Origin of the sequence: Microbacterium sp. CH1, from assembly GCF_001595495.1 — a bacterium.
In the GTDB taxonomy this organism is placed as follows: domain Bacteria; phylum Actinomycetota; class Actinomycetes; order Actinomycetales; family Microbacteriaceae; genus Microbacterium.
On the sequence record NZ_LOSO01000004.1, the window covers coordinates 120,601 to 140,871 of the forward strand.

Annotated in this window: 16 protein-coding genes and 2 riboswitches; of the genes, 12 read left to right on the forward strand and 4 right to left on the reverse strand. The window is 69.2% G+C overall.

From position 1 onward, the window contains the following. Positions 1–4 precede the first annotated feature (4 nt). From nadC to AUV07_RS02600, 4 genes are read right to left on the reverse strand one after another with little or no spacing between them, the layout of a single operon-like run. Complete coding sequence (gene nadC / locus AUV07_RS02585) at positions 5–856, reverse strand: carboxylating nicotinate-nucleotide diphosphorylase (protein WP_062633618.1); 852 nt, start codon at positions 854–856, stop codon at positions 5–7. After that, a complete protein-coding gene (nadB, locus tag AUV07_RS02590) occupies positions 856–2,379 on the reverse strand; it encodes an L-aspartate oxidase (protein WP_062633620.1) in 1,524 nt (507 codons plus the stop codon). Before nadB ends, nadC begins: the two co-directional genes overlap by 1 nt. Continuing rightward, a complete protein-coding gene (gene nadA / locus AUV07_RS02595; RefSeq protein WP_062633622.1) occupies positions 2,376–3,713 on the reverse strand; it encodes a quinolinate synthase NadA in 1,338 nt (445 codons plus the stop codon). Before nadA ends, nadB begins: the two co-directional genes overlap by 4 nt. Beyond that, positions 3,710–4,426, reverse strand: coding sequence for an NUDIX hydrolase (locus AUV07_RS02600; protein ID WP_062633624.1), 717 nt, complete (start codon positions 4,424–4,426; stop codon positions 3,710–3,712). Before AUV07_RS02600 ends, nadA begins: the two co-directional genes overlap by 4 nt. Before the next feature lie 265 nt (positions 4,427–4,691). On the opposite strand from AUV07_RS02600, the gene AUV07_RS02605 reads away from it, so the two are divergent. The 12 genes from AUV07_RS02605 (at position 4,692) to AUV07_RS02660 (ending at position 20,270) form a co-directional block, all read left to right on the forward strand. Then, positions 4,692–6,389, forward strand: a complete 1,698-nt coding sequence (locus AUV07_RS02605) for an ABC transporter substrate-binding protein (RefSeq protein WP_062633626.1) — start codon at positions 4,692–4,694, stop codon at positions 6,387–6,389. Between the two features lie 43 nt (positions 6,390–6,432). Then, positions 6,433–7,428: an ABC transporter permease gene (locus AUV07_RS02610; protein WP_062633628.1), complete on the forward strand. Its 996-nt coding sequence runs from the start codon at positions 6,433–6,435 to the stop codon at positions 7,426–7,428. After that, positions 7,421–8,401: an ABC transporter permease gene (locus AUV07_RS02615; protein WP_062633630.1), complete on the forward strand. Its 981-nt coding sequence runs from the start codon at positions 7,421–7,423 to the stop codon at positions 8,399–8,401. The genes AUV07_RS02610 and AUV07_RS02615 overlap by 8 nt, the downstream gene beginning before the upstream one ends. Beyond that, positions 8,398–9,252: an ABC transporter ATP-binding protein gene (locus tag AUV07_RS02620; RefSeq protein ID WP_062633632.1), complete on the forward strand. Its 855-nt coding sequence runs from the start codon at positions 8,398–8,400 to the stop codon at positions 9,250–9,252. Before AUV07_RS02615 ends, AUV07_RS02620 begins: the two co-directional genes overlap by 4 nt. Further along, complete coding sequence (locus tag AUV07_RS02625; protein WP_062633634.1) at positions 9,249–10,106, forward strand: ABC transporter ATP-binding protein; 858 nt, start codon at positions 9,249–9,251, stop codon at positions 10,104–10,106. Before AUV07_RS02620 ends, AUV07_RS02625 begins: the two co-directional genes overlap by 4 nt. 49 nt (positions 10,107–10,155) lie before the next feature. Continuing rightward, positions 10,156–10,250: riboswitch (glycine riboswitch) on the forward strand. Position 10,251: 1 nt separating this feature from the next. After that, positions 10,252–10,348: riboswitch (glycine riboswitch) on the forward strand. Between the two features lie 51 nt (positions 10,349–10,399). Then, positions 10,400–11,509 (forward strand): glycine cleavage system aminomethyltransferase GcvT, encoded by a 1,110-nt coding sequence (gcvT, locus tag AUV07_RS02630; protein ID WP_062633636.1) that lies wholly within the window; start codon positions 10,400–10,402, stop codon positions 11,507–11,509. After that, positions 11,506–11,883: a glycine cleavage system protein GcvH gene (gene gcvH / locus AUV07_RS02635; RefSeq protein ID WP_025102937.1), complete on the forward strand. Its 378-nt coding sequence runs from the start codon at positions 11,506–11,508 to the stop codon at positions 11,881–11,883. Before gcvT ends, gcvH begins: the two co-directional genes overlap by 4 nt. Positions 11,884–11,944: 61 nt before the next feature. Next, a complete protein-coding gene (gene gcvP / locus AUV07_RS02640) occupies positions 11,945–14,785 on the forward strand; it encodes an aminomethyl-transferring glycine dehydrogenase (RefSeq protein ID WP_062633806.1) in 2,841 nt (946 codons plus the stop codon). A 215-nt stretch (positions 14,786–15,000) separates the two neighbouring features. Beyond that, positions 15,001–16,635, forward strand: coding sequence for a peptide ABC transporter substrate-binding protein (locus tag AUV07_RS02645; protein ID WP_062633638.1), 1,635 nt, complete (start codon positions 15,001–15,003; stop codon positions 16,633–16,635). Between the two features lie 101 nt (positions 16,636–16,736). Continuing rightward, a complete protein-coding gene (locus AUV07_RS02650; protein WP_062633640.1) occupies positions 16,737–17,663 on the forward strand; it encodes an ABC transporter permease in 927 nt (308 codons plus the stop codon). Then, positions 17,656–18,600, forward strand: coding sequence for an ABC transporter permease (locus AUV07_RS02655; protein ID WP_062633642.1), 945 nt, complete (start codon positions 17,656–17,658; stop codon positions 18,598–18,600). The genes AUV07_RS02650 and AUV07_RS02655 overlap by 8 nt, the downstream gene beginning before the upstream one ends. Continuing rightward, a complete protein-coding gene (locus tag AUV07_RS02660; protein WP_062633645.1) occupies positions 18,597–20,270 on the forward strand; it encodes a dipeptide ABC transporter ATP-binding protein in 1,674 nt (557 codons plus the stop codon). Before AUV07_RS02655 ends, AUV07_RS02660 begins: the two co-directional genes overlap by 4 nt. Position 20,271 lies beyond the last annotated feature (1 nt).

The window sequence follows — 20,271 nt, forward strand, 5'->3', positions numbered from 1 at the left end:
GGACTCAGTCGATCCGGAGGTCGAGTCCGAGATCCAGCGCCCGCGCGGAGTGCGTGAGGGCTCCGACCGAGATCACATCCACCCCGGTCTCGGCGATGGCGCGGACGGTGGTCAGGTCGACGCCGCCCGAGGCCTCCACGGTGGCGCGCTCGCCGATGAGGGCCACCCCGGCGCGCAGGTCGTCGAGGGAGAAGTTGTCCAGCAGCACCGTGTGGGCACCGCCGTCGAGCACCGCCGGGATCTGGTCGAGACGGTCGACCTCGACGACGACGTGGGCGGTGTGCGGCAGCCGCGAGAGCGCCTCGCGAAGAGCCGTCGCGAGGTCGAGCCCGGACCGCTGGAGCACTGCGAGGTGGTTGTCCTTCGCCATGACCGCGTCGGAGAGGGAGTACCGGTGGTTCCGGCCGCCGCCGGACACCACGGCGTGCCGCTCGAACGCCCGCAGTCCCGGCGTGGTCTTGCGGGTGTCGGCGATGCGCGCCCGCGTTCCCTCGACTTCGCGGACGTAGGCGGCGGTGAGGGTCGCGATGCCCGACATCCGCTGCACGAAGTTCAGGGCGACGCGCTCGGCCGTGAGGACCGCGCGGGCCGGCCCGGTCACGGTGGCCAGCACGTCGGAGGCGGTGAAGGCATCGCCGTCGCCCACATGCAGGTCGACGGTGGTGTCCGGATCGGTGAGGAGGAACGCGGTGGCGAAGACCTCGCCGCCGCTGAAGACCCCGTCCTCGCGGGCCACGAGGTCGGCCGTGGCCGTCGTCTCCGCCGGGAGCAGGGTGGTGCTGGTGAGGTCGCCCCAGGGGGCGTCCTCCTCCAGTGCAGCTCCGACGACGCGGTGCAGGGTGGCGCGGGTGAGCATCAGGCGGTCTCCAGGATCGGTGCGTGTGCCGGGGTCGGCGCGGCGGGGGCGTGGTCGTCGCGGTGGTGGGCGCCGACCGAGACGGGGCGGGCCAGGGCGGCGCGGATGGCGGCCTCGGCGACCCGCAGCAGGTTCCTGTCCTCGTGCGAGCGGACGTTGGACGCGGGTGGCATCCCGACGGCCCACGCGCACACGGTCCGGAGGGCGCGCTGCAGTCCGGAGCCCGTCCGGTGCAGACCGACCTCGTCCCACAGCAGCCGCTGCAGCGCCGCGCGGTCGAACGGGGGAAGGGGCTCCGGTGGCGCGAGCGCGTCTTCCCTGGTCGTCGGCGGCGGGGAGGGGAGGCGGTCGACCACGGGAGGCCACGGTCCATCCAGCGCGGCGGCGGCCCTGGCGCCGAACACGGCCCCTTCGAGGAGCGAGTTGGAGGCGAGCCGGTTCGCGCCGTGCACCCCGGTGCGGGCGGTCTCGCCGACGGCGTAGAGCCCGGGGATCGTGCTCCGTCCGTGCCGGTCGGTGACGACGCCGCCCATGAGGTAGTGCGCAGCGGGGGTCACCGGCACGGGCTCCGTAGACCAGTCGAAACCGCGAGCGCGCGTCACCCGGTCGATGGTCGGGAAGCGGCGGGCGAGCGCGTCCGCCCCCAGCGCCGTCGCATCGAGGTGCACGGGCGCCCCCTGCCGGGTGGCCTGCCGGGCGATGGCCCGCGCGACGACATCCCTCGGCGCGAGCTCCCCGTCGGGGTGGCTGTCGAACACGAACCGTCGCCCTTCGTGGTCGCGGAGCACGGCACCCTCGCCGCGGATGGCTTCGGAGAGGAGGAAGACCGGGCTGCCGGGAAGCGCGGTCGGGTGGAACTGCACGAACTCCAGGTCGGCGACGGCGGCGCCGGCACGCAGGGCTGCGGCGACGCCGTCGCCCGTCGCCTCCGGCGGATTGGTCGTGTGCGCGTAGAGCTGCCCCGCCCCGCCCGTCGCGAGAATCACGGCGTCGGCGCGGATCTCGGTCGTGTCGCCCTCGCGGACGACCGTGATCCCGCGGACCCGTCCCTCCTCGACGACGAGGTCGAGGAGCATCGTCCCCTCGCAGACGGCGACGTGTGCGCGGCGAACGGCTGCGCACAGCACGCCGGAGATCGCGGCTCCGGTGGCGTCGCCTCCGGCGTGCAGGATGCGGGCATGGGTGTGCGCCGCCTCGCGCCCGCGGGCGAGAGCGCCGCCCGGAGTCCGGTCGAAGGCGACGCCGCGGGCGAGGAGCTCGGCGATCCGGGCGGCGCCGTCCGCCACGAGCGTGTCGACCGCGGCCGGATCGCACAGACCCCCTGCGGCGCGGATCGTGTCGGCGGCATGGGCATCCGCGCTGTCGCCAGGCCCGTAGCTGCCGGCTACGCCGCCTTGCGCGAGAGGCGTGCATCCGCCCCCGAGGCCGCCCTTCGTCACGACGGTCACCGTGTGCCCGGCCTCGTGCGCGTGCAGTGCGGCGGTGAGCCCGGCGATGCCGGAGCCGACGACGACGACGTTCATCGTGCCCCGGCGGCCACCGGCGGCTTGGCGGCCAGCATCCGCTCGAGCGCGAGGCGAGCCGGGTCGGCGACATCGGGGGAGACCGTGATGCGGTTCGGTGTGCGGCCGGCGACCAGCTCCTCCAGGACCCACGCGAGGTAGCCCGGATGGATGCGGTACATGGTCGAGCACGGGCACACGACCGGGTCGAGGCAGAAGATCCGGTGCTGCGGGTACTGTGCGGCCAGGCGGCGCACGAGGTTGATCTCGGTCCCCACCGCGAACGTCGTCGGCTCCGTGGCCTCGGCGATGGCGCGGCGGATGTACTCCGTGGAACCGGCCTCGTCGGCCGCGTCGACGACCTCCATCGGGCACTCCGGGTGCACGATCACGCGGACCCCCGGGTGCTCCGCGCGGGCCTGCTCGATCTGCGCCACGGTGAAGCGCCGGTGCACGGAGCAGAAGCCGTGCCAGAGGATCACCTGCGCGTCGACGAGCTCCTCCGCGGTGGAGCCGCCGAGCGCTCGCCGCGGGTTCCACATCGGCATCCGATCGAGGGGCACCCCCATGGCCTTCGCGGTGTTCCGGCCGAGGTGCTGGTCGGGGAAGAAGAGCACGCGGCGGCCGCGGGCGAACGCCCACTCCAGGACCGTGGCGGCGTTGGACGAGGTGCAGACGATGCCGCCGTGTCGCCCGACGAAGCCCTTGATCGCCGCCGAGGAGTTCATGTAGGTGACGGGGATCACCGGCACGCGGCCGTCGGCGTCCGGGGTGTCGAGGTCGCCCAGCACGTCGGCGAGCTGCTCCCAGCACTCCTCCACCTGGTCGATGTCGGCCATATCCGCCATCGAGCACCCGGCGGCGAGGTTCGGCAGGATCACCGCCTGGTCGGGACGCGAGAGGAGGTCGGCGGTCTCGGCCATGAAGTGCACGCCGCAGAAGACGATCGCCTCCGCGTCCGGCCGCATCGTGGCGGCGGTGGCGAGCTGGAACGAATCGCCCACCTCGTCGGCGTGCGTCACGACCTCCTCGCGCTGATAGAAGTGCCCGAGGATCACCACGCGATCTCCGAGCGCGGCTTTCGCCGCCTCGATGCGTCGGTGGAGCTCCGCCTCGCCGGCCTCGCGGTAGGCCGCGGGGAGCTCTCCCTGCCGGGGAGCCCCGGTGGGGATGACATCGCCCATGGAGGAGCCGGGGCCGTAGCCGGGGCGTGTGTCGAAGTCCCAGGGGCCGACGGCGAGGTCGGTCGTGCAGGTGGCGTCGGTGGAGACCCCGCCGACGATGGCCTGGATGGCGTGGTCGACGGACGGATCCGACGACGGGATGGCGGGCATCGGGACGGAGGTGGTGCTCATCGGGTTCTCGTTTCCTCCGGGCGGAGCGGACCGCGGTCGGCCAGCTCGAGATCGGTGTCGTCGCGGTACAGGCGGGCCGGGCGATGACTGCCCGTCCGGAAGCGGTCGGTGCGGGTCAGGTTGCCGGCGGACTCGACCTGCCGCCGGAAGTTCGCGGGGTCGAGTGCGCGCCCCAGGATCGACTCGTAGGCCTCCCGGAGCTCGGCGAGCGTGAACTCGGCGGGCAGGAAGCCCTGGGCCACGCGGCTGTACCCGACCTTGTTCCGCAGGCGCCAGAGCGCGTACTCGATGATCTCGTGATGATCGAAGGCGAGCGCCGGCAGGTCGTCGACATCGAACCACTCGACGTTCTCCGGCGCACGGCCCGATGCCCGGTGCGCGGTTATCTGGGCTTCCACGTCGTCCTGACGCAGCAGTGCCCAATACACGATCGAGACGACCCGCGTGGGGGAGCGGTCGACGGCGCCGAAGGCGTAGAGCTGTTCCAGATAGGTGGGCGCGAGGCCGGTCGTCTCGGCGAGCGTACGGGCGGCGGCGTCGACCGGCGACTCCTCGGAGGTGAGCCACCCGCCGGGGAGCGCCCACCGCTCGGCGAACGGCTCGCGGGTCCGGCGGACGAGGGGGAGCGCCAGCACGGGCGGACCGTCGTCACCGCGGCGCAGCGTGAGGATCACCGTCGAGACGGCGACGCGGATGTCCGCACTTCGAGTCATAGACACCTTAACCTCCGGATTCGATCTTAGTGTCATCGAGACCTTTAGTGCGCACCTATGACGAGGGAAGACGTCGAGTCCGAAACGTTATCTCTCGCCCGCGGGAAGGCTTGTCCCCCCGGGGTGGGTTTGTTAGGTTACTGTCCTAACAAACCCCTTCGAGGGCGGCCGCAGGCCACCTCCCGGGGTTCCCGTGAACCCCGCCCGGGGTTCAGCTCCAACCGGAGAATCCCTCCTGCAGTGCAGCACCGAGAGGAAATGAAGAATGATCCGTAACGGAAAGCGCAAGATCGCGCTCACGGCGGTCGCGGGGGCCTCGGTCCTCGCCCTGGGCCTGACGGCCTGCGGCAGCGGTGGAGGCGGCGACGACGGCGGCAACGCCGACGGCGACCGCGCGCTCCGCGTCTGGGCCGGCAGCACGACCCCGATCACCACGAACTACAACCCCTTCGCCCCGAACGTGCTCCACGGCGCACTCGGCCCCATCTACGAGCCGCTGTTCTTCTACAACAAGACCAGGGACGAGGAGCCCATCGGCCTCATCGGCGAGTCCTTCGAGTACAACGAGGACGGCACGCAGATCACGGTGAAGATCAAGCCCGACCTGAAGTGGAGTGACGGCGAGCCGCTCACGGCTGCGGACGTGGCCTTCACCTTCCTGTACGAGGCGAACAACCCCGAGGGCAACAAGCTGATCTCCGCGGAGGCCATCGACGACACGACGGTCGTGCTCACCTACGGCATCGCGCAGTACACCACCGAGTTCCAGCGGATGGGGTCCAGCTACATCCTCCCCGAGCACATCTGGAAGGACGTCGACGACTTCGCGAACTTCACGAACGAGAAGCCGGTCGGCTCCGGGCCCTACGTCGTCGACAAGACCACCAGCGAGTCCTACACCTTCGTGGCGAACGAGAACTTCCGCGGTGCCGACGAGCTGGCCATCAAGAAGGTCCAGTACATCGCGGTCGACAACAACCAGACCGCCCAGGATCTCGTCGCCGCCGGCGAGCTGGACTGGACCGGGATGTTCATCCCGAACCCGGACGACGTGACCGGCAACGGCAAGATCGAGTGGATCAACACGCCGCAGGACCCGTCGGTCCTCTACACCTGCTCGAACGCCGACCTCGGCTGCACGGGCCCGCAGACCGACGTGGCCGTCCGCCAGGCGCTGAACGTCGCGATCGACCGTGCGACCATCAAGGACAAGGCGTTCGTCGGGCTCACCGCCGACATCTCGCCGGCGTACACGCTGCTCCCGCGCGACGAGAAGTGGCTCACGGACGACGCGTACGAGGTCAGCCCGCAGGAGGCGAACGTCGAGGAGGCCACGTCGATCCTCGAGGCCGCCGGATACACCAAGGGCTCGTCGGGCATCTACGAGAAGGACGGCGTTCCGGTCGAGCTCAGCTTGATCTCGGTCGACGGCTGGACGGACTACAACGACGCCGCGAAGCTCATCGCCGAGCAGGCCGAGGCCGCGGGCATCAAGATCACTCCGTCGACCGTGCAGTGGCAGGAGTTCGTCGACACCCGCCAGTCGGGTGAGTACCAGCTGATCGTCGGCGGCGTCGTGGGCACCACGATCGCCGACCCGTTCCAGATCTACCGCGACTGGTTCGGCGGCACCGAGGTGCAGTCCACCAGCCCGGTCGGCACCGAGATCCCCCCGGGGCGCTGGAACTTCAGCCGGTACAACAACCCCGCCGTCGATGCGGCCATCCAGCAGGCCATCAGCACCGAGGACGAGGCGGAGCGCAAGGAGCTCTACGCCACCATCCAGGACGCGATCGTCAATGATGTGCCCTACATCCCGCTCGTGATCAACGCCACGCAGACCTTCTACAACACGAAGGACTACACCGGGTGGCCGACCGAGGAGAACCTCTACGCGTTCCCGCCGTCCTGGGGCGCCATCGCCGCCGGGTACGTGCTGACGCAGATCAAGCCCGCCGGCTGAGCGACGAGAGGAGCAGGGGAAGCAGGAAGTCAGGACGAGTGACATGAAGTTCTATGCACGAAGGATCGGGTTCTACGCGTTCACGCTGTGGGCCGCGATCTCCATCAACTTCCTGCTTCCCCGGCTCATGCCGGGGGACCCGGCCGATATCTTGATCGCCAAGATCCAGCGGGCCGGCGGAGAGGTCTCCGAGACCACCATCCGCAACATCAAGCTCCTGCTCGGCGGTGATGATTCCTCCCTCTGGGAGCAGTACCTCGCGTACTGGGGACGCATGCTCCGCGGCGATCTCGGGGTGTCGGTGACGAAGTTTCCCACCCCGGTGGCCGAGCTGATCGCCGGCGCCCTGCCGTGGACGCTGGTGCTCGTCGGCACCGCGACGGTCATCTCCTTCCTGCTCGGCGTCGTGCTCGGCGCGTGGGCCGGCTGGAAGCGGGGTACCTGGGTCGACCACCTGATCCCGGCGACCACCGTGCTGCAGTCCATCCCGTACTTCTGGCTCGCGCTCGTCCTCATCGCCGTCTTCGCGGTCGGTCTCGGCTGGTTCCCGATGTTCGGCGGCTACGACGTCTTCGACTTCCCGGACGGCCCGGAGCCGACCTGGGCGTTCTTCAGCGATGCGGTGGCCCACTCGCTTCTTCCCGCGATCACGATCGTGATCAGCTCGGTGGGCGGCTGGATGTTCGGCATGCGCAACATGATGGTCTCCACGCTCGCCGAGGACTACGTCCTCACCGCCGAGGCGAAGGGACTGCGGCCGCGACGCATCATGACGACGTACGCCGCGCGCAACGCGGCCATCCCGTCGATCGCGGGCTTCTCGATCACGCTCGGGTTCGTCGTCGCCGGCTCCATCGTCATGGAGCAGGTGTTCACCTATCCGGGCGTCGGCAAGCTCATGTTCCAGGCCGTCACCAACAACGACTACGCGCTGATGCAGGGGCTGTTCCTCGTGATCACCCTCACGGTGCTCGTCGCCAACTTCTTCATGGACCTCGTCTATGGCTTCATCGATCCGAGGGCTCGCCAGAATGTCTGACACGAAGAACCCGCTCCTCGTGGAGGAGCCTCCCACCGTCGCCCCCGAGGGCACCGTCGCCCTGGCCACGCAGCGTCAGGAGCGCCGGCGCCGCCGGATCCTGCCCCGCACGTCGCCGAAGTTCATCGTCGGCTCCGTGCTCGTGCTCGCCATCGTGCTCTTCGCGATCATCGCGCCGTTCTTCACGCAGAACCCGCGCAGCACCGACAACCCCGCTCTCGCCGCGCCGTCGGCGGAGCACTGGCTCGGCACGACCAAGCTCGGCAACGACGTGTTCGCGCAGCTCGCCGTCGGGGCGCAGGGGTCGCTGCTCATCGGCGTGACGGCCGGCGGCATCGCCATCGTGCTGTCCCTCCTCTTCGGCGTCCTGGCCGGGTATCTCGGCGGCTGGCGGGAGGATGTCCTCGCTCTCCTGACCAACGTCATGATCGTCATCCCCGGACTGCCGCTGGTCATGGTGATCGCGTCGTTCGTGCCGCAGCGCAGCTGGCAGCTCGTGGCCTTCGTCCTCGGCATCACGTCGTGGGCCGGCGCGGCGTACGTGCTGCGATTGCAGACCCGCTCGCTCCGCACCCGCGACTACGTGTACGCCTCGAAGGTGGCGGGGGAGAAGTCCCTGCGGGTCATCCTCGTCGAGATCATGCCGAACCTGCTCCCGCTGCTGACCGCGCAGTTCCTGTTCGCGATCATCTTCGCCATCCTCGGCGAAGCGGGGCTGTCGTACCTCGGCCTCGGTCCGAACTCCTCGATCACCTGGGGCTCGATCCTCAACGACGCCCAGTCCGGTCAGGCCCTCGGCCGCGGTGCCTGGTGGTGGTTCGTGCCGCCGGGCATCATGATCGCGATCCTCGGCGCGGGACTCGCGCTGATCAACTTCGCCATCGACGAGGTCATCAACCCGAAGCTGCGCAACGCACCCGATGCGGCCCGTCGTCTGCGCAAGGCCGCGAAGGAGAAGGGGGTCACCGCATGAGCGACGCCGTGCTCACCGCCAGGAACGTCTCGATCGAGTACGAGGTCGATCCGCCCGTCAAGGCGGTCCGGGATGTCTCGCTGACCCTCCACCGGGGCGAGATCCTCGGTCTCGCGGGGGAGTCGGGCTGCGGCAAGACCACCCTCGCGTACGGGATGAACCGGCTACTCAAGGCGCCGGCCCTGATGACCGGCGGCGAGATCGTGTTCCACGACCGCGACGGCCATGACATCGACGTCGTCGGACTCGACGGAGACGGGCTGCGCGCCTTCCGCTGGGACAAGATCTCGATGGTCTTCCAGGGGGCGATGAACTCCCTCAACCCCGTCATCTCGGTCCGCGCGCAGATCTTCGACATCTTCGACACCCACCGCCCCGGAATGTCGAAGAAGGCCAAGCAGGAGCGCGCCGAGGAGCTGCTCACGCTCGTCGGCGTGGACCCCGGCCGGCTGACGAGCTTCCCGCACGAGCTCTCCGGCGGTATGCGCCAGCGCATGATGATCGCGATGGCGCTGGCGCTCGACCCGCAGGTCATGATCATGGACGAGCCCACCACGGCGCTCGACGTGGTCGTGCAGCGCGGCATCATCCGGGAGATCATGCGCCTGCGCGAGAAGCTCGGCTTCGCGGTCATTTTCATCACGCACGACCTGCCCATGCTCATCGAGATCAGCGACCGCATCGCTGTCATGCTGCAGGGCCGGATCGTCGAGCAGGGCACCGCGGCCGAGATCTACCGCAACCCGCAGCACGAGTACACCCAGCGCCTGCTGTCGAGCTTCCCGTCCCTCACGGGCGAGCGGGGCGACTTCGTCCGCAGCGGCGGCGTCAACCAGGAGGTCATCCGATGAGCGTGGACGAGACGAAGCGCGGCGGCAGCCTCGAGGCGAGGAACCTCGTGAAGGACTTCCACCTGCGATCGGGGTTCCGCACGAGCGTGCTGCACGCGGTGAAAGACGTGTCGTTCACCTTGGAGGCCGGGCGGACCACGGCTCTCGTCGGCGAGTCCGGGTCGGGCAAGTCGACCATCGCCCGGATGCTGATGAAGCTGGAGACGCCGACCTCGGGCAGCATCCTCCTCGACGGCGAGGAGTCCGGCACGCGGGGGGCGGCCCTCGAGCGCTACCGGTCGGACGTGCAGATGGTCTTCCAGGACCCATTCGCCTCGCTGAACCCGTTCCACACGATCGTGCACCACCTCGAGCGTCCGATCCGGCTGCACCACCCCAAGCTCGACAGTCGCGAGGTGCGGGCGCGGGCGATCGAGCTGCTGGAGCGCGTGCGGCTCACTCCGGGCGAGAGCTTCGCCGAACGGCGCCCGCACGAGCTCTCCGGCGGACAGCGGCAGCGTGTGGCGATCGCGCGGGCCCTGGCCCCCGGCGCCCGGTTCATCGTGGCGGACGAGCCGGTGTCGATGCTCGACGTGTCGATCCGGCTCGGCGTGCTCAACCTGCTCGCCGAGCTGCAGCGGGAGGAGAATCTCGGCGTCCTCTACATCACGCACGACCTGGCGACCGCGCGGCACTTCTCCGACGACATCATGGTCCTCTTCCGGGGCGACGTCGTGGAGCGGGGATCGGCCGACGAGGTGATCCTGAACCCGCAGCACGAGTACACCAGGACGCTTCTGGCGGCGGCCCCCGAACCGGAGAACCTCGGCAGGCTCCGCGACGAGGTCAGGGCGGAGCTCGCGCTGGGCTCCTGAGCCGGCGGGGGAGACCGCTAGACTGAACCCACAATCGAAGACAGGCCGAACGACCGACGCGGGAGAGCCCCGGCGCATGCAGCCGGGCACCGAAGGAGCAAGCCTCCCCGCCAATCTCTCAGGTACGCGTACCGCGGAGGTCCGGCCGCTCTGAAAAGCGATCCCGAGCACCGGGGGATCCGCCGACGGTGAAAGCCCTGCGCTCGCGCGGGCGAAGCTCTCAGGCCCATGACAGAGGGGGAGTTCCCAGGGACGACGTCGTCGTCCCGCCCGACCCAGCCCGGGAGAACTCCATGTCCGACCCCCGCTACACCCCGTTGCGCGAGCGCCATGAGGCGCTCGGCGCCTCCTTCACCGATTTCGGCGGCTGGCAGATGCCGGTGCGCTACACGTCCGACCTCGCCGAGCACCACGCGGTGCGGCAGGCGGCGGGTGTCTTCGACATCTCGCACATGGCCGAGTTCACGGTCCGCGGCACCGGCGCGGCGGCCTTCCTTGACTACGCCCTCGCCGGGCGGCTGTCGGCGCTCGCGGTCGGCAAGGCGAAGTACTCCCTGCTGCTGACGGCGGAGGGCGGCATCGTCGACGACGTGATCGTGTACCGGCTGGCCGACGACGACTTCCTCATCATCTCGAACGCCGGCAACCGCGACGCGGTGCGTCGGACTCTCACCGAGCGGGTCGCGGACGCGGACGCCGTGGAGGTCGCCGACGTCTCGGACGACTACGCGCTGATCGCCGTGCAAGGCCCGCGGGCCGAGGAGATCCTCGCGGCGACGGCGGGCATCGCCGATGTCAGCATCCCCTGGGCGGAGCAGAAGTACTACGCGTGGGCGACCGCGTCGTTCGCCGGCGAGCCGCTGCTCCTCGCCCGTACCGGCTACACCGGGGAGGACGGCTTCGAGCTCCTCGTCCCGGCCGCCCACGCGACCGCGCTGTGGGACGCCGTCCTCGATGCCGGCGCGCCGCACGGGCTCGTCCCCGCCGGCCTCGCCGCGCGCGACACCCTCCGCCTGGAGGCGGGCATGCCGCTCTACGGCCACGAGCTCAGCCTCGACACCGCACCCGCCCAGGCCGGCCTCGGCCGCGTCGTGGTCGTCACGAAGGACCGTTTCGTCGGCAAGGACGCTCCGGCGCCCGCCGACGATGCCCGCATCCTCGTCGGACTGACGGCCGAAGGACGACGCGCCGGCCGCGCCGGCTACGCGGTCGTCGACGCCGACGGCACCCCGATCGGAGAGATCACCAGCGGCGCCCTGAGCCCGACGCTCGGCCATCCCATCGCGATGGCGTACGTCGACCCTTCTTCCGCGGAAGAGGGAACCGCAGTATTCCTTGATGTGCGGGGGACCCGCATCCCCGCGACCGTGACCGCCCTGCCTTTCTACCGGAGGACAAAATGACCGACCTCAGCGCACTCCGCTACACCGACGAGCACGAATGGATCGCTGGTGACGGCGACACCGTGACGATCGGCATCACCGACTACGCCGCCGAGAAGCTGGGGGATGTCGTCTTCGTCGAGCTCCCCGCCGTCGGCACCGAGCTGACCGCCGGCTCCGTGGTCGGCGAGATCGAGTCCACGAAGTCGGTCGGGGAGCTCTACGCTCCGGTCGCCGGCACGGTCGTCGAGGTCAACGACGCCGTCGTCGACGACCCCTCGCTCGTCAACGCCGAGCCGTTCGAGGGCGGCTGGCTGCTCAAGGTGTCCGTCGCCGCCGGTGCGCTGGACGGACTGCTGGACCGCGACGCGTACGTCGCACTCACGGAGGGCTGATCCGGAAGTGGTTGCATTCGCCGATCGTCACATCGGACCGACCGAGGCCGCCCAGCGCACGATGCTCGACGCGCTGGGTCTCGGCTCCGCCGGCAACGGGACGCTGAGCCCGGTCGAGGAGCTCATGCGTCAGGCCGTCCCCGCCTCGATCTACACGGGACCGGAGGACGCGGTCGCCGACTCCCGCATCCCGGTCGCCGCGTCGGAGACGGAGGCGCTGGCCGAACTGCGTGCCCTCGCCGCGCGGAACACGGTGAACCGCTCGATGATCGGCCTCGGCTACTACGGCACCGTCACGCCGCAGGTCATCCAGCGCAACGTGCTCGAGAACCCGTCCTGGTACACGGCCTACACGCCGTACCAGCCCGAGATCTCGCAGGGGCGCCTGGAAGCGCTCATCAATTTCCAGACGATGGTGGCCGAGCTCACCGGCCTCACCACCGCGAACGCGTCGATGCTCGACGAGTCCACCGCGGTCGTGGAGGCGATGCTGCTCGCACGCCGCGCCTCGAAGACCGCGTCGAACGTGTTCGCGGTGGACGCGGACGCACTGCCGCAGACGAAGGCGATGCTCGCGTCCCGCGCCGAGGCGCTCGACATCGAGCTCGTCACGGTCGACTTCGCGGCGGGGGAGGAGCTGCCCGCTGAGCTCTTCGGCGTCTTCGTGCAGTACCCCGGGGCCTCGGGTCGCGTGTGGGATCCGTCCGCGGTGTTCGACGCCGCGCACGTCGCCGGTGCGCTCGCCGTCGCGGCCGCCGACCTCCTCGCGCTGACGCTCCTCACCGCGCCCGGCACCCTCGGGGCCGACGTGGCCGTGGGCACGACGCAGCGCTTCGGCGTGCCGATGGGCTTCGGCGGCCCGCACGCCGGCTACATGGCCGTGCGGGCAGGCCTGGAGCGGCAGCTGCCCGGACGCCTCGTCGGCGTGTCCGTCGACGCCGAGGGCAAGCCGGCCTACCGCCTCTCGCTGCAGACCCGCGAGCAGCACATCCGCCGCGAGAAGGCGACGTCGAACATCTGCACCGCCCAGGTGCTCCTCGCCGTGATGGCCTCGATGTACGCGGTCTACCACGGCCCGGACGGGCTCCGCGAGATCGCCCGCGACGTCGCCGCCAAGGCGACGCTGCTGCGCGACTGGCTCGTCGAGGCCGGCGCCGAGGTCGTCCACGAGCACTTCTTCGACACGCTGACCGTGCGCGTCCCGGGCCGGGCGGCGGAGTACGCCGACCAGGCGCGGGGCGGCTACGGCATCCTCCTGCGGGTCGCCGACGCCGACACGATCGGCATCGCGGTCGACGAGACGACCACGGTGGCCGAGCTGCACCAGGTCGCGCAGGTCTTCGGCGGGAAGCAGGAGCGCGCCTTCGGCTTCGGCCTCGGCGACGCGGACGCGCTGCCGGACGCCCTCCGCCGCGAGGACGAGTACCTCACGCACCCGGTGTTCCGCAGCCACCGCAGCGAGACCGCCATGATGCGGTACCTCAAGAGCCTGTCCGACCGGGACTACGCCCTCGATCGCGGCATGATCCCGCTCGGCTCGTGCACGATGAAGCTCAACGCCGCCACGGAGATGGCCGCCATCACGTGGCCGGAGTTCGCGGGCATCCACCCGTTCGCCCCGGAGGCCGACGTGCGCGGCTACCTGGAGCTCATCGACCAGCTCGAGGGCTGGCTCGCCGAGATCACCGGGTACGACGCGGTGTCGCTGCAGCCGAACGCCGGCTCGCAGGGTGAGCTGGCGGGCCTCCTCGCGATCCGCGGCTACCACCGCGCGAACGGCGACGACCACCGCATCGTGTGCCTCATCCCGTCCTCCGCCCACGGCACGAACGCGGCCTCCGCCGTGCTCGCCGGCATGAAGGTCGTCGTGGTGGCGAGCGACGCGCTCGGCAACGTCGACCTGGACGACCTCCGCGCGAAGATCGCCCAGCACGCCGACGACCTGGCGGCGCTGATGATCACGTACCCGTCCACGCACGGCGTCTACGAGGAGCAGGTCGTCGAGATCACCGGGGCGGTGCACGCGGCCGGCGGTCAGGTGTACGTCGACGGCGCGAACCTCAACGCGCTCCTCGGCTACGCCCGCTTCGGCGACCTCGGCGGCGACGTCTCGCACCTCAACCTGCACAAGACCTTCGCCATCCCGCACGGCGGCGGCGGCCCGGGCATCGGTCCGGTCGCGGCGAAGGCGCACCTCGCGCCGTACCTGCCGTCGCACCCGCTCGCGCAGCGCGCCGAACACTTCGGCGGCCACACGTTCGAGGGTGCGGTCATCTCCGCGGCCCCGTACGGCTCTGCGGGCATCCTCCCGATCTCGTGGGCGTACGTGCGCATGATGGGGGCCGAGGGCCTCCGGCGCGCGACCGCCGCGGCCGTCCTCTCGGCGAACTACATCGCCGAGCGCCTCGGCGGGCACTTCCCCGTGCTCTACACGGGGGAGAACGGACGGGTCGCGCACGAGTGCATCCTCGACCTGCGTCCGCTCAAGGAGGCCACCGGCATCTCCGTCGACGACGTCGCCAAGCGCCTGATCGACTACGGCTTCCACGCGCCGACCATGTCGTTCCCGGTCGCCGGCACCCTCATGGTGGAGCCCACCGAGTCGGAGGACCTCGACGAGATCGAGCGGTTCATCGAGGCCATGATCATGATCAAGGCCGAGGCGGACGCCGTCGCCGCGGGGCGCTGGCCTGCGGACGACAACCCGCTCGTGCACGCCCCGCACACCGCGGTCTCGCTCATCGCGGGGGAGTGGGCGCACGCCTACACCCGCGAGGAGGCCGCCTATCCGGTGCGCTCGCTGGTGGCGACGAAGTACTGGCCGCCTGTCCGCCGGATCGACCAGGCGTACGGCGACCGCAACCTCGTCTGCGCCTGCCCGCCGATCGAGGCCTTCGCCTGACACGGACCCGCACGACGAACGGCGTCGCGCCCGCCTCCTGGCGGCGCGGCGCCGTTCGCGTTGCGCCATGTTTCCGTCATGTGACAGATGGTCACCACTCAGTAACAGTTCGTTAGCCGAATGTCCTGGACGCGCGACCGCCGGGTTACGCTCAGGTATCCCTGCGCGCTCGATGATGAGCCGCGCAGAATTCCCACGTCCACAGGAGGACAAAAGTGAAGCGCAACAAGATCGCCCTCGCGGGCAGCGCACTGTTCGTGATCGGCGCCCTGACCCTGGCAGGCTGCGCCAGCGGCGGCGGCAACACGAGTGACGGAGGAAGCGACGCGAACGCGAACGCCGACGCCATCATCACCACGAACGGCTCCGAGCCGGAGAACCCGCTCATCCCGACCAACACCAACGAGGTCGGCGGCGGCAAGATCCTCGACGAGATCTTCGCCGGGCTCGTCTACTACGACGCCGAGGGCAAGCCGGTCAACGACATGGCCGAGGAGATCGTCACCGACGACCCCCAGCACCTCACGATCAAGCTGAAGAAGGGGCAGACCTTCACCAACGGTGAGGAGGTCACGGCCGACAACTTCATCAAGGCGTGGAACGAGGGTGCCAAGGCATCGAACGCCCACCTGTCGGGCTACTTCTTCGAGGACATCGAGGGCTTCAGCTACGAGGAGGACACCGAGCTCACCGGGCTCGAGCAGATCGACGACTACACGTTCACCATCGCGCTGAACAAGCCCGCCTCGGACTTCGCCCTGCGCCTGGGGTACTCGGCGTACTACCCGCTGCCCGATGTCGCGTTCGAGGACATGGACGCCTTCGGACAGAACCCCATCGGCAACGGCCCGTACATGATCGACGGTGACGACGCCTGGCAGCACGACGTGCAGATCGACCTGGTCCGCAACGACGACTACGAGGGTGGACGCCAGGCGAAGAACGGCGGCCTGACCATCAAGTTCTACGCGACCCAGGAGTCCGCGTACGCCGACCTCCTCGGAAACGAGGTCGACGTGATCGATGCGATCCCGACCAACTCGCTTCCGGTGTTCACGGACGAGCTCGGCGACCGTGCGGTGAACCAGCCGTCCGCCGTCTTCCAGTCGTTCACGATCGGCCAGTTCCTCCCGCACTTCAGTGGCGAAGAGGGCAAGCTGCGTCGTCAGGCGATCTCGATGGCCATCAACCGGGAAGAGATCACCGAGACGATCTTCTCGGGAACGCGCACTCCGGCTGCCGACTTCACGTCGCCCGTGATCGCCGGCTGGTCGGAGGACGTGCCCGGCAACGAGGTTCTGGACTACGACCCGGAGAAGGCGAAGGAACTCTGGGCAGAGGCAGACGCCATCTCGCCGTGGGAGGGTGACTTCAAGATCGCCTACAACGCCGACGGCGGACACGACGCATGGGTTGACGCAGTCAGCAACAGCATCAAGAACACGCTCGGCATCGAGGCGTCCGGCGACCCGTACCCGACCTTCCAGGACCTGCGCACCAAGGTGAACGACCGCACCATCACCACGGCAGCGCGCTCCGGCTGGCAGGCGGACTACCCGGGTCTGTACAACTTCCTCGGCCCGCTCTACGCGACCGGTGCCAGCTCTAACGATGGCGACTACACGAGCCCGGAGTTCGATGAGCTCATCAAGGCCGGTATCAGCAACCCTGACCCGGACGCTCAGCTCGAGGACTTCACCAAGGCTCAGGAGGTCCTGTTCCAGGACCTCCCGGCGATCCCGCTCTGGTACTCGAACGTGACCGGTGGGTACAGCGAGAACGTCGACAACGTGACGTTCGGCTGGAACTCGGTCCCGCTCTACTACGAGATCACGAAGGCCGGCGAGTAAGTCTGACGGCACTTCACCTGTGAGGCGGTGGCGATCTTCGTCACCGCCTCACAGGCTGTGTTCGGCTCGCTTTCTTTGCCCCTCAGAGAAGGGACAAGCGGATGCTCGGTTACATTCTGAGACGTCTTCTGCAGGTGATCCCGGTCTTCTTCGGAGCCACCCTGCTCATCTATTTCCTGGTGTTCGCCATGCCCGGCGACCCCATCCTCGCCCTCTTCGGCGACAAGACCCCGAACCCGGCTGTCATCGAACAGCTCCGTGAGCAGTACCACCTGAACGACCCATTCCTCGTCCAGTACTGGTACTACATCACCGGGGTGTTCCAGGGCGACCTCGGGACGACCTACTCCGGTCGCCCGGTGTCGACGGTCCTGGCGGCGACCTTGCCCGTGACGGGACGCCTGGCCGTCATGGCCATCGGCATCGAGTTCGTGCTCGCCATCGTCATCGGCACGATCTCCGCTCTGCGGAAGGGCAAGTTCTTCGACAACGTCTCCCTCATGGTGGCTCTCGTCGCGATCGCCATTCCGATCTTCGTGGTCGCCTTCCTGGCGCAGTACTTCCTCGCCATCCGACTCGGGTGGTTCAAGCCCACGGTCGGAGCGGATAACGACTGGGGCGGACTCTGGCTCCCTGCCATCGTGCTCGGGTTCAGTCTCTACGCCGTGAGTATGCGGCTCATGCGGAGTTCCGTCATCGACACCCTCAATCAGGACTGGGTGCGTACCGCCTACGGCAAGGGGCTCTCGCGCAATCGCGTGCTCCCCGTGCACGTGCTGCGAAACTCCCTCATTCCCGTCATCACCAACTCGGCCACCAACTTCGGTGTCCTCCTCGTGGGGGCCACCGTCACGGAGGGCATCTTCAACGTGCCGGGTGTCGGCAACACCCTCTTCGAAGCGATCCGACGGGGCGAGGGCCCGACGGTCGTCTCGTTCGTCACGGTCTTCGTCATCCTGTACGTCTTGGTGAACCTGCTCATCGACCTGCTCTATGGTCTGCTCGACCCGAGGATTCGATATGTCTGATCCCACGACCCAGAAACACTTCGTCGCCCCTGTCGAGACGGAGTCCATCAACGTCGATGCCGTCCGAATTTCCGACAAGCCGAGCAATCTCTGGCGCGATGCGTGGCGCGACGTGCGCCGCCGCCCGCTCTTCTGGTTCTCGGTGGTCCTGGCCGTGGTCTTCCTGCTCATGGCCGTCTGGCCGACGCTGTTCACATCGACCCCGCCGAACAGCGACTGCCAGCTCTCCAACAGCAACGGGGGCCCGACGGAGGGCCACCCGCTCGGATTCACGTTCCAAGGGTGCGATATCTACGCCCGGATCGTGTGGGGCTCGCAGACCTCGCTCGCGGTGGGCCTCATCGCCACCGTCATCTCCTCGATCCTCGGCCTGATCATGGGAGCCCTGGCAGGTTTCTACGGCGGCTGGCTGGACTCGGTCCTGTCCCGCGTCGGCGACATCTTCTTCGCGATCCCCTACATCCTCGCCGCCGTGGTCGTGATGACGGTGCTGAAGGACGCGCGCTCGGTCTGGACGCTCGCTCTCGCCATCGGCGGGTTCGCGTGGGCCTCGACGGCGCGAGTCGTCAGGGCGGAGATCCTCCGCGTGCGGCAGGCGGACTTCGTCATGGCCTCTCGGGCCCTGGGGCAATCCAAGTTCCGAGTCCTCCTCAGCCATGTCGTACCCAATGCGATCGCACCACTGCTGGTCGTATCGACTCTCGGCCTGGCGGCGGCGATCGTCGCGGAGTCGACATTGTCGTTCCTCGGGGTCGGGCTCGGCAGCGAGGTCATGTCGTGGGGTAATGACATCGCCAGGGCACAGGCTTCGCTCCGCGTCGCTCCGATGTCACTCATCTATCCGGCGCTCGCCCTCACCCTCGCGGTGCTGGCGTTCGTCACCCTGGGCGAGCTCATCCGAGACGCCCTCGATCCGAAGGCGAGGGCCCGTCGATGAGCGACCGCACCACCCCACAGATGCCGCTGCTGAGCGTGCGCGACCTCACCGTCGCGTTCCGCACCCAGGGCGGGATGCGCGAGGTCCTGCACGGGGTCACGTTCGACGTGATGCCCGGTGAGACCGTGGCCATCGTCGGCGAGTCCGGCTCGGGCAAGTCGACCACGGCGACCGCCATCGTCGACCTGCTCCCGGGCACGGGAACGATCACGGGCGGGTCCATCACGCTGGAGGGCCGCCCGCTCACAGGGCTGAGTCGGCGCGACATGGAGGCGGTGCGCGGCCGAGACATCGGCTTCGTCCCGCAGGACCCGATGTCGAGCCTGAACCCGGTGTGGAGCATCGGCTTCCAGGTGAAGGAGGCCGTCCGTGCCAACGGCGTCGCCCAGGGGCGCGCCGCGGTGAAGGCCCGGACGATCGAGGTGCTGCAGCAGGCCGGGCTGGCGGATGCCGAGCGGCGCCTGCACCAGTATCCGCACCAGTTCTCCGGCGGTATGCGCCAGCGCGCGTTGATCGGGATCGGGCTCGCGGCCGACCCGAAGCTCCTCATCGCCGACGAGCCGACCTCGGCTCTCGACGTGACGGTGCAGCGGGTCATCCTCGACCACATGGCGTCGCTCACGCGCGACAAGGGCACCTCGGTGCTGCTGATCACGCACGACCTGGGACTCGCGGCCGAACGCGCCGAGAAGATCATCGTCATGAACGGCGGCAACATCGTCGAGGCGGGCCCCAGCCGGCAGATCCTGGAGAACCCGCAGCACCCGTACACGAAGCGACTGGTCGCCGCGGCGCCCAGCGTCGCCTCGCAGCGGATCCAGGCGGTGGTGGAGGACCGGGGCATCGAGACGCTCGACGACCTGGCCGACATCCCGCCGACCGTCCGCGTGGCCGGCCTGACCAAGGACTACAAGATCCGGCAGGGCAACTTCCGCAGCGAGGCGTTCCGGGCGGTGGACGACGTGTCGTTCGAGATCCCCCGGGGAAAGACGCTGGCCCTCGTCGGCGAGTCGGGTTCGGGAAAGTCCACGGTCGCCAAGATGGTCCTCAAGCTGGAGGAGCCGACGAGCGGGACGATCGAGATCGACGGGCAGGACGTGTCCCATCTGTCGAACGCGCAGTCGTTCGGACTCCGCCGGCGCATGCAGCCGGTGTTCCAGGACCCCTACGGGTCGCTGGATCCGCTGCGGAACATCGGCAACACCATCGCGGAGCCGCTGCAGATCCACGGCGTCGGCGACCGGGCCTCGCATCGGGCTCGCGTGGAGGAGCTCCTGGAGCAGGTCGCCCTGCCGCAGGCGCTGGCCACGCGCTACCCGAACGAGCTCTCCGGCGGACAGCGGCAGCGCGTGGCGATCGCGCGGGCGCTGGCGCTCAAGCCCGACATCATCGTCCTCGACGAGGCGGTGTCGGCGCTCGACGTGCTCGTGCAGGACCAGATCCTGCAGCTGCTCGCCGAACTCCAGTCGGAGCTGAACCTGACGTACCTCTTCATCACGCACGACCTCGCGGTCGTCCGGGTCTCCAGCGACCTGGTCTGCGTGATGGAGAAGGGCAAGGTCGTCGAGCAGGGGACGGTCGACGAGATCTTCGCGAACCCGCAGCAGGAGTACACGGATCGTCTGCTGCAGGCGATCCCCGGTGCCTCGATCCCGCTCGGCGGCCTCTGAG